The organism is Actinoalloteichus spitiensis RMV-1378 (assembly GCF_000239155.1).
Taxonomy (GTDB): Bacteria; Actinomycetota; Actinomycetes; order Mycobacteriales; family Pseudonocardiaceae; genus Actinoalloteichus_B; species Actinoalloteichus_B spitiensis.
The window spans coordinates 1-9,172 of sequence record NZ_AGVX02000258.1; the positions used below are offsets into that span (position 1 = coordinate 1).

Annotated in this window: 10 protein-coding genes, 1 pseudogene and 1 CRISPR repeat array; of the genes and pseudogenes, 9 read left to right on the plus strand and 2 right to left on the minus strand. The window is 69.4% G+C overall.

The window, feature by feature from the left end:
• A partial coding sequence (locus tag ACTIDRAF_RS0212545; protein ID WP_039787053.1) for an aldehyde dehydrogenase family protein occupies window positions 1-880 on the minus strand: 880 nt, incomplete at its 3' end.
• Between the two features lie 204 nt (window positions 881-1,084).
• Here ACTIDRAF_RS0212545 and ACTIDRAF_RS28570 point away from each other — a divergent pair.
• From ACTIDRAF_RS28570 to ACTIDRAF_RS0212570, 5 genes are all read left to right on the plus strand, one after another.
• The gene (locus ACTIDRAF_RS28570) at window positions 1,085-1,639 is read left to right on the plus strand and encodes a TetR/AcrR family transcriptional regulator (RefSeq protein WP_016699095.1); all 555 of its coding nucleotides are present in this window, start codon (window positions 1,085-1,087) and stop codon (window positions 1,637-1,639) included.
• A 222-nt stretch (window positions 1,640-1,861) separates the two neighbouring features.
• Complete coding sequence (locus ACTIDRAF_RS31960) at window positions 1,862-3,010, plus strand: sensor histidine kinase (RefSeq protein ID WP_016699096.1); 1,149 nt, start codon at window positions 1,862-1,864, stop codon at window positions 3,008-3,010.
• Window positions 3,007-3,612: a response regulator transcription factor gene (locus ACTIDRAF_RS0212560; RefSeq protein WP_016699097.1), complete on the plus strand. Its 606-nt coding sequence runs from the start codon at window positions 3,007-3,009 to the stop codon at window positions 3,610-3,612. Before ACTIDRAF_RS31960 ends, ACTIDRAF_RS0212560 begins: the two co-directional genes overlap by 4 nt.
• Before the next feature lie 545 nt (window positions 3,613-4,157).
• On the plus strand, window positions 4,158-4,670 hold the full coding sequence (locus tag ACTIDRAF_RS0212565) for a nitroreductase/quinone reductase family protein (RefSeq protein WP_016699098.1): 513 nt from the start codon (window positions 4,158-4,160) through the stop codon (window positions 4,668-4,670).
• 42 nt (window positions 4,671-4,712) lie between these two features.
• Window positions 4,713-5,105 carry a MerR family transcriptional regulator gene (locus ACTIDRAF_RS0212570; RefSeq protein ID WP_026066038.1) on the plus strand — a complete coding sequence of 131 codons (393 nt, stop codon included), beginning with the start codon at window positions 4,713-4,715 and terminating at the stop codon, window positions 5,103-5,105.
• Window positions 5,106-5,289: 184 nt separating this feature from the next.
• On the opposite strand, the gene ACTIDRAF_RS0212575 is transcribed toward ACTIDRAF_RS0212570, so the two are convergent.
• Window positions 5,290-5,772, minus strand: a complete 483-nt coding sequence (locus ACTIDRAF_RS0212575; protein WP_211215333.1) for an NUDIX domain-containing protein — start codon at window positions 5,770-5,772, stop codon at window positions 5,290-5,292.
• A 578-nt stretch (window positions 5,773-6,350) separates the two neighbouring features.
• Between ACTIDRAF_RS0212575 and ACTIDRAF_RS28580 the strand changes: the two genes are divergently transcribed.
• From ACTIDRAF_RS28580 to ACTIDRAF_RS28590, 4 genes and pseudogenes are all read left to right on the plus strand, one after another.
• Complete coding sequence (locus ACTIDRAF_RS28580) at window positions 6,351-7,538, plus strand: helix-turn-helix domain-containing protein (RefSeq protein ID WP_083886263.1); 1,188 nt, start codon at window positions 6,351-6,353, stop codon at window positions 7,536-7,538.
• The gene (locus tag ACTIDRAF_RS34940; RefSeq protein ID WP_245533524.1) at window positions 7,526-7,780 is read left to right on the plus strand and encodes an NUDIX hydrolase; all 255 of its coding nucleotides are present in this window, start codon (window positions 7,526-7,528) and stop codon (window positions 7,778-7,780) included. Before ACTIDRAF_RS28580 ends, ACTIDRAF_RS34940 begins: the two co-directional genes overlap by 13 nt.
• Window positions 7,690-8,016, plus strand: coding sequence for an NUDIX hydrolase (locus ACTIDRAF_RS28585; protein ID WP_245533525.1), 327 nt, complete (start codon window positions 7,690-7,692; stop codon window positions 8,014-8,016). The genes ACTIDRAF_RS34940 and ACTIDRAF_RS28585 overlap by 91 nt, the downstream gene beginning before the upstream one ends.
• Window positions 8,017-8,170: 154 nt before the next feature.
• Window positions 8,171-8,563: direct repeats of the CRISPR family, unit length 28 nt; unit sequence GTCCGCTCCGCGCAAGCGGGGGTGAGCC.
• 46 nt (window positions 8,564-8,609) lie between these two features.
• Window positions 8,610-9,172 (plus strand): annotated as a pseudogene (locus ACTIDRAF_RS28590) (hypothetical protein); the annotation flags it as partial.

The following is a 9,172-nucleotide window of genomic DNA, read 5'->3' on the forward strand; positions in this document are numbered from 1 at the left end:
AGAAGCCGATGGCGGCGGCCCGGGCCGCCGCCGGCAGGTCGGCGTCCTCGAAGACGAGGAAGGGCGACTTGCCGCCCAGCTCCAGGGTGACCCGCTTGAGGTGGCCGGCGGAGGACCGCAGGATGTGCTTGCCGACCTCCGTGGACCCGGTGTAGCTGATCTTGGCGACATCGGGGTGGGTGATGAGGGATTCCCCGGTGGTGGCCCCCGGTCCAGTGACCACGTTGAGGACCCCGTCGGGCAGGCAGCCGTGCTCGGCTGCCAGTGCTGCGAACCTCAGCGCGCTCAGCGAGGTCTGCTCGGATGGTTTGACCACGACGGTGTTGCCCGTGGCCAGGGCGGGGCCGACCTTGTACGCCATCTGCAGGAGCGGACCGTTCCACGCGGAAATGGCGGCGACCACGCCCAGCGGGGAACGCCGCGTGTAGCCCAGGCGGTTCGGGGCCGAGGGGGCCGTGGTCCCGTAGATCCGGGTGGGCCAGCCGGCGTAGTGCCGGAACACCTCGATGGAGTGCTCGACCATCATGCGGCCCGGCGTGAGCGGGACCCCCATCTCCGCGGAGTCGAGGGCCAGCAGCTCCTCGGCGTGTTCCTCCACGAGGTCGGCGAGCTGCCCGAGGGCTCGCGAACGGTCCTCGGGCCGCATCGCCGACCAGGCCGGGTCCTCGAATGCGCGTCGTGCGGCACGGACGGCGCGGTCCACATCGCCGCTGCCGGCGATGGCGATCGTGGTCAGCTCCTGCTCGGTGGTCGGGTCGACGGTCGCCATGGTGGCGCCGTCCTCGGCGGGTTCCTCCCTCCCGTCGACGAACAACCCTCGAGGGGTGGTGGCGAACACCGGGGTCGGACGAGCACGCGAGCCGGTCGTGTGATGGGTCATGCGCGGAACCTCGATCTCTTGTCGTGCGACCGCCGAACGGTGGGCGGTCGGGGTGCTGCGGAACTCGTCGGGAAGGAGAGGTCGTACCCGGTAGCGGCGGTGCGATACTCGGACTGTCACGGGACCCCCCATAACCGGGATGCGCGTCCCGCTTGTGTCCGACTATACGGGATGCCCATCCCGTTTACGGAAGGGTATTCGTCGATGTCCGCGTTGAGAGCTGACGCGCAGCGGAACCGCAAGTTGATCCTGGACGCGGCCGCCGAACTGTTCGCGCGGCGCGGCCTCGGCGTCTCCGTGCAGGAGATCGCCAGGAGCGCGGGAGTGGGGACCGGCACCGTCGGGCGGCACTTCCCGACCAAGAACGACCTGGTCGAGGCGACCCTGAGCCAGAGCCTGCACGCACTCGTCGCCCTCTCGGTCGAACGCCGTCGGCGCGAGAAGCCCGGGCAGGCATTCTTCCCCCTGTTCGACGCGATCATCAGCGCAGCGGCGACCAACCAGAGCCTGGCGGAGCGCATGGCGACGGTGAACAAGGCCGAGGACCAGCCGCTCGGCGCCAGCCTGCAGGCGCTGTGCGACGAACTCGAGGTGACCCTGGCCGAGGCGCAGACCTCGGGCACCGTGCGCTCCGACCTCTCCCTCGAGGATGTCGAGGCGCTCATGGCGGCCTGCATGAGCAGACCGTCGAACGCCGGAGCCCTGGCCGGGGTCGTGCGCTCCGGCCTCACCGCAACCGACCGCGACGGGCTCCCGTGAGGATGTCGGCCCGTGGGCTCCGGGGCGCGCGGGGCGCCCAGTGCCGCCGCGGCTCCCTAGGCTCGGCCCGGCCTCGGCGCGAGGCCGGGTTGAACAGCGGGGGTGGCGCGCCCCCGCCTTGGCGCCTGGCGGCGTGGTCGCGCGTGGGAGACGAGCCGTCGCCGTCCCGGCGGAACAGTGGAGCGAGGAACGGCGCGGACCGGCCGGGGAAGGATCACCGGAGTGACGAGGAGGGACCGGTCGCCGCACGGCGAGACGGACGCGGCACCCGCCCCCGAGGTGCCGGTGCCGGCGCGGCAGACGATACGGCAGCGGGAGATCCGGTCCTTCGCCATCTCGATCGTGGTGATGGCGGGGGTCGGCCTGGTGACGACCACCGTGTGGTGGACCGCGCTCGTCGCGATCCCCAGCCTGGCCCTGTCGACGGCGCTGCTGTTCCGAAGCTGGAACCGCCCCCCGAACCCCCTGCTCCTGGCCGGTTCGGGACTCCTCGGAGTCGCCACCCTCGTGGTCACCTCGCTGACCTACTCCACCCTGACCGGTCCCGCCGGCCTCGCGATCAGCGCCGGGGTGTGGATCGCCCACCGCCCCCGCGGCCGGCTCGTCCTCACCCTGCTCACCTGCCTTGGGATCGCGGTGCTGGCCGGAGCGTCGGCCCTGCTGGGCGGGCACTCCGACGACGTGTACCAGCTGGTGGTCCTGATGTCGATCACCGGGTCGGTGTGGATCGTGGCCCTCGTCGAGTCGCACAGCCAGAACCAGCTGTTCGACCTGTTGGAACGGGAGAAGGACAACGAACGCGAGCTGTCGATCCTGCGGGAGCGCAACCGCTTCGCCGCGGACCTGCACGACATCCAGGGCCACACCTTGCACGTCATCAAACTGAAGGCCGCCGTGGCGGCCAAACTCCAGCACACCGACCCGGAACGCACCCGTCAGGAGCTTGAGGTGATCCAACGCCTCGTGGCGGACACCATCGGGCAGGCACGGCAACTCGCCAACTCCACCCACGCGCTCGTGTTCTCCACCGAGCTGTCCAACGCCGTCGAACTCTTCCGCGCGGCGGGCATCACGACGCGGGTGGACCGGACCGACGACGATCCCGGCCCGCACGAAGCGCACTTCGCCCTCGCCCTGCGCGAGGCGACGACGAACGTCCTGCGGCACGCCAGGCCTGGCGAGGTGACGATCACCTCGAGCGCCGACACCCTCAGCGTGCGCAACGACGGTGCCGGTATCAAGGACGCCGCTCCCCTGCGGGGCCTGGCGAGCCTCGCCGACCGGGTACGCGCGGCCGGCGGCGCCCTCACCACCGACCGCGACGGCGACGTCCACACCCTGACCGTCACCTTCCCGACGGAGGCACGATGACGATCACCGTGCTCCTGGCCGACGACGAACGGTTGATCCGTTCCGCCCTGGCCACCCTGTTGCCGTTGGAGGGCGACATCGACGTCGTCGCCGAGGCGGGAACGGGGACCGAGGCCGTCGCCGCGTTCGAGCGGCTGCGGCCCGACGTCGCGATCCTCGACCTGGAGATGCCCGAGCTGGACGGCCTGCACGTGGCGGAACGCATCCTCGCCCAGGCTCCGGGGCAGGCCGTGCTCATGCTGACCCGGTACGCGCGGCCGGGAACCCTTCGCAGCGCCCTGCGGCTGGGGGTGCGCGGGTTCCTCGGGAAGGACTCCGAGGCGGCGCTCATCGCCTCCGCCGTCGCGGAGGTCGCCGCCGGCGGACGGTACGTCGACGCCAACATCTCCGCGCAGGCCCTCATCGACGACTGCCCCCTGACCGAGCGGGAGCGGGACGTGCTGCGGGTCGCGGGGGACGGCTACTCGGTCAAGGACATGGCGAAGATCCTGCACCTGGCACCGGGAACGGTCCGCAACTACCTCTCCAGCGCCATCCAGAAGACGCACACGAGCACCCGGCACGACGCTGCCCGCTACGCCCGCGAACACGACTGGCTGTAGGCGGGGTCGTGCGGCCCCGCCCCGGGGCGGGGGTGCGGCGACGTCGCCGCACCCCACTGGTGTCCGCACTCCGGGGTGGGTGCCCTCGTCGTGCTTGGTGGGGACGGGCTCGTCGACGTACGCCTCGACCAGCCCGACGGCGGGCGGCAACAGGTGGCGGGGCACCTGCCGGATCGCCGCCCGGACGTGGTGGGGCGGGTGCCGGATGCGATCAGGCGGTCGGCGAGTCAGTCGTCCGTCCTCCCACGACCGTGACGGACCCGGCGGGGCGCCTCGCCGGCCACCGCGGCCTCGCGGACGGGCGAGGGCGAGGAGTCGGACCCGTGCGCCCGGACCGTCCTCGTGGGGTTGCCCACGGGCACTCGACGACGAAGCGCCGGTGGCGAAACGGCAGGTCGTCACCGCACATCGCGTTGGACCTGGCCCCAGAACCCGTTGAACCGGCGGCTTCGCCTTGCCGCCGGCAGTCAGGTGAGCCTCGGCGCAAGGTCAGTGCGACGGGGCGCTTGACCTTGTCGCTGATGTCAGGGTTCTAACGTGCCGTCATGCCCGACGACTTCCAGGACTGGAACCGCCGAATCGTGTCAAAGTTCCGGTCGAACGCCGGTTTCGTGCGGTGGAGCACCGAGAAGGACCTGGCTGAGGGACGTCCGATCCCCCCTCCGCTGCCGAGCTTCGCCCCGACGCGGAGCGTCCCGATCATCCTCGTCAACCACATCGGTGCGGTGACCGGCCGTCGACGCACGAACCCGCTGATGTACCAGGCGGTGCGCGACGCGTTCGCTGTCTTCGCCACCTTCGGCGGGAGCCCGCGACCACCAGCCTGGTACCACAACATCGTGCGGAACCCCGAGGTAGTCGTCGAGGTCGGCTCCGATGTCACCCGCGCCATCGCCCGTGTGGTCCAGGGGGAGGAACGCGAGGACATCTGGGGCGAGCAGGCTCGTCTCGTCCCCGCATTCGCCGACTTCGAGAAGACCGCCGGCCGGCGGATCCCGGTCGTCGTCCTCGACCCGATCCCAAGCGCGGCCGCCATGCGAGTCCGCGGACCATCGTGATCGCGGCGACGAGGTTGTCCGTGACCGAGCAGAATGGAGTGCATGGTCTCAGCTGTCGACCAGCGCGGCTGGCTACGTATCGGCGAGCTCGCACGCCGCACGGCCACCAGCACCCGCTCTCTGCGCTACTACGAGCAACGCGGGCTGATCGTCTCCGACCGTGAACACAACGGTTACCGCCGCTACTCCCCCGACGTCGTGACTGTGGTCAACAACATCCGCCGCCTGCTCAGCGCCGGGCTCTCCATCGAGGACATCAAGCAGTTCGGCTCCTGTGTTCGCTCGCCCAGCCTCGACGCGGCCCCCTGCGCGCCGGCGCTCGAGGTCTACGAGCAACGCCTGAAGATCCTGCAGACCAAGATCGACACCCTTCAGCACCTTCACGCCACACTCGCCGAACACACCGAACACCTCCGCGCTCAGCTACCCTCCTAGCTCGCCTGGCACCAGGTGAGTAAGACGAGACGCCCACTGGGGGAGATCAAGCTCAACGCAGAGGCAGCCGACTCACCATCGCTTCGATGCGGGTTACAGCGCGGACTGAGCCGTGTGAACGCAGCGGCCACGCGAGGTGCGTTCACGAGCTACCGGCGGCGACGGCCTTTCGCCGATTCGAGGTTCAGCCGGCTACGCCCGCCTCGACCAGCAGGGCCTCCCGGTTGGCCGGGATGAACTCCTTCAACGCCGTCGGCTTCAAGTCGATCGACGCGAGGTCAGCTCCCCGAAGGTCAACCCGGTCCAGGTCATACCCGCCGCGCGACGGGTCGCTGACCTCCGGGCCGCTCCGGACCGACTCGTCCAGGGCGACCAGCCGCGCCACGAAGAAATGCTGCACGGCGACCCCAGCATCCGACGGCGAGCTGAACAGAAAAACCTGCGAGGCATCCGTAGCCCTAGCTCCCAGTTCTTCCTCCAGCTCCCGGTACAGCGCCGCCTCCACCGATACGTCGATGTCCTCGACACCGCCGCCGGGCGCGGTCCAGTACGGCTCCTGCCCCGGCTTCGTTCGCTTGATCAACACCAGCCATCCGAAATCGTCGATCACAATCGCCCGTGCCGCACGCCGTCCCACTACCACCGTCATCGTGGACCGTTCCGTCACGCTGGCCAGCCTACGACTGGCAGCGCGGCCCGACTACTCAGGGACACTATTGTCACTGCGCCTTAGCGGCGTGCGCGCGGTCGCCGGACACCAGGACCAGGAAATCGTCCCCACACCGGATCAAGGGGCAATTGTCCCGTCCATGCGACCGGCACTTCCGGCGATCCCCCTGCCAGTGGTCGGACCGCCCGCAGGGGGAAAGTAGTCATCCGGCATGCACAGCGGGAAGTTGGCCAGCAGCAGGAAGGATTCCTCCGCGAGCCGACAGAGTGGATGGTTGCCCCAATCGCCGAACGCACGAACGTTCCCGTGTGTTCGCTCCTCACCGCGGCTCGTCAACCATCCACCGAAAACACGCTCAGCACCCCAGCGCAGCTGAACGTCCAGATCAATGGTGGTTCAGGGCCTGGTTATGGCGAACGTGGGGCGTCCATCGGGCGCCCCACGCGCGGCCTGCGGGAACCTGGAATCCCGCGCCATCAACTCGAACAAGTGAAAGCCGGCACTGGCCGGTCACACTTGACCGAGACCGGACGTCACGGGACTATCGGCAGACACCAGGCACACGCGGAGGACAGATGAACTCGAGGCGATCTCGCCTAGCACACGGGCGTGAATCTCCCGGGTTCACCCAGGAGCGACTCGCGCAGGAGATCGGGATCGACCGATCCACTGTCGCGCGCTGGGAACGCGGTGTCCAAACCCCACGACCATGGATGCGCCCGGCCTTGGAAAAGGTCCTTCGACTCGACCCCGGCAGCCTCACCGAACTGTTGGACAGACGAGGCGAGGAAAGCCCGACCCCAAGCCGACTGAGCACGCTCGATGGCCCGGAGGTCGTTGAGAGCATCCTCTGCACGGCCCAAGATTTTCAGGCGCGAGATCGTCAGACCGGGGGCGGGGGCTTGTACGCGTCGATCTCCGAGTACCTGAGAACCGAGATCGGCCCGCGGCTGGTTTCCCCTTCCCGGGGAGTTCCCGCCAACCAGTTGTTCGCTGCCGCCGCGTCAGTCACCGACATGGCCGGGTGGATGGCGCACGACACCGGACAGGACGGGAACGCGAAACGCTTCTTCGACCGAGCATTTCGATTGGCGGTCGCTGCCGACGACCACGCCGTCATCGCCCACTCATGCGCCTCCATGGCACACTTGGCGATCGAGTCGTGGAAGCCGAACGACGCGGTGCGCATCGCCGCCGAGGGCCTCCGGTACGCCGAAGCAACCGACGGCACCGGTCGTCTGGCAGCCCGACTGCACGCCATGCGTGCTCGAGCGCTCTCCCTCCTCGGTGACCGCACCGGATGCTGCGCGGCGCTTGACCACGCCGACCACCTCCTCGACCTGACACGAGCACAGCCCAACCTCCGGTGGGTCGCCACGTTCGACTCAGCCGCCCTGGCCAGCGAGGCCGCCCTGTGCTTCCTGCACCTGGCGGAGTTCACGGAAGCGGAGCGTCAAGCCCGGGAAGCCATCCGGCTGCGATCCGAGGATCGCGTTCGCAGCAAGACCTTCGCCCAACTCACCCTGGCCAACGTCCTGATCCGTGCACGACGAGTCGACGAGGCCGCGGTGCTCGCACAGGAGGCCTGTGGGCAGTCCCGCTCCGTGAGCTCGGTGAGAGTGGCACGCCAGCTTCGGGCTCTCGGCGGGATGTTCGCTCACCGAGCCCCCGCACCGGGGGTGACCGAGTTCCTGGTCTCGTTGGCCAGCCTGTCCGACGGAGCTGACAGGAGCGACAGCATGGAGCCGGCGTGGCCACTATGAGCGACGACGAGGAGCGCTTCGCCTACCTGGCCGAGGGAAACGCGAGGCAGGCCCGCAAGCGCGTCGCCGTTGACCTGCTGATCCGCGACGAAGACGGACATGTCCTGCTGGTCGACCCGACCTACAAGGAGTTCTGGGACTTACCCGGGGGGTGGCGGAGGGCAACGAACCCCCTCGGGCGGCGGGGGAGCGTGAGCTGGTCGAGGAACTCGGGCTCGCCGTGGTCGCGGGGCGGGTCCTGACCCTGGACTGGGTGGGCCCCCACGGGCCGTGGGACGACCTGCTCGTGTTCGTTTTCGATGGCGGAACTCTGTCAGCCTCACAGGCGAGCGGGGTTCGGATCTCGGATCCGGAGATCGGCGCGTTCGCCTTCGTCGAGCTCGCCGAGGCCAAGAGGATGCTTCGGCCTGATGTCGCGCGACGGTTGGCTCGTGCCCACCGCGCCCTGGAGGCTGGATCCACGGACTACCTCGAGTGACTCTGACAGCCCCCGGGAGGCACCCAGGACCAGGGACCAGGGAACGGGACGGATGGACGGCACCGTGATCGACCCGCACAGCCGACTTCGCGAATCCACACCAACGAGACATTACGAAATGGTCACGCGCTAATATCGGTGCAGGTCGGAAAGGGTCCGCTCCGCGCAAGCGGGGGTGAGCCGCTGGCCCTCATCGTCACCGCAACCGGCCTCGCGTCCGCTCCGCGCAAGCGGGGGTGAGCCGACGCGGCGACGGCTGAACGCATGGTGTTCGGCGTCCGCTCCGCGCAAGCGGGGGTGAGCCACCGCGCCGATCCCGAGGCATGCCACTATCGGTGTCCGCTCCGCGCAAGCGGGGGTGAGCCGACCCGTCTCGACCAGCCAGGCCACCGCCCGCGGTCCGCTCTGCGCAAGCGGGGGTGAGCCGGACGGACGCTGGCAGGACATGGCAGTGTTCGGGTCCGCTCCGCGCAAGCGGGGGTGAGCCGGCGCCGATGATCAGGACGTTCGGTACGTCTTGTCCGCTCCGCGCAAGCGGAGGTGAGCCCCCGGGCACCCACCTCGACAAGCGGTCGAAAGAAGGCTGGTCCGGAGTGACGACGAGCAGGTTGTCCGGCCGGGGGCTGGGCAAGCACATCACCAGCATCCGCTACCGCAAGATGCTCGCCGACTATTACGCCCCGCCCCCGAAAGTGCTGTTCGCCCACCAGGACCAACAGCTCACGGCCGGATCCGAGACACCACGCCTGCTGGTCGGCCACCACGACCTGCGCGGGGCCATGACCGAAGTGGTCCGCGACGCCGGCCAGTACCTGGCGGTCGTGGGGTCCCGCTCACGCGACGCGGCCTACCTCGACGCGATCGAGGCCGTGCTGGTGCAGCGGCCCGAACTGGTGCACTACCGGGTGCTGTTCGGCCCGCCGCGCCACCAGGTCCTCAAGGACCACCTGTTGCGGCTGGTGAAGATCCGCGATCCGCACGACCGCAGCCTCGGGTTGAAGACGCTGCACATCGGCATTGTCGAGGACGACCCCGGAACCCCGGAGCGGTTCTTCTGCGCCTCGGAGTCCACCGCCGTCGTGCCGATCCCCTCACTGACCTCGTCCGAGGCATTCGACTCCGGGGTGCTGTTCGAGGCGGCGGTGGCCGAACGCCT

Bases quoted from the DNA above. Each gene is read 5' to 3' on its own strand.
- ACTIDRAF_RS28570 (WP_016699095.1), top strand. From the start codon at position 1,085: ATGTCCGCGTTGAGAGCTGACGCGCAGCGGAACCGCAAGTTGATCCTG.
- ACTIDRAF_RS0212565 (WP_016699098.1), top strand. From the start codon at position 4,158: ATGCCCGACGACTTCCAGGACTGGAACCGCCGAATCGTGTCAAAGTTC.
- ACTIDRAF_RS28580 (WP_083886263.1), top strand. From the start codon at position 6,351: ATGAACTCGAGGCGATCTCGCCTAGCACACGGGCGTGAATCTCCCGGG.
- ACTIDRAF_RS0212570 (WP_026066038.1), top strand. From the start codon at position 4,713: ATGGTCTCAGCTGTCGACCAGCGCGGCTGGCTACGTATCGGCGAGCTC.
- ACTIDRAF_RS0212560 (WP_016699097.1), top strand. From the start codon at position 3,007: ATGACGATCACCGTGCTCCTGGCCGACGACGAACGGTTGATCCGTTCC.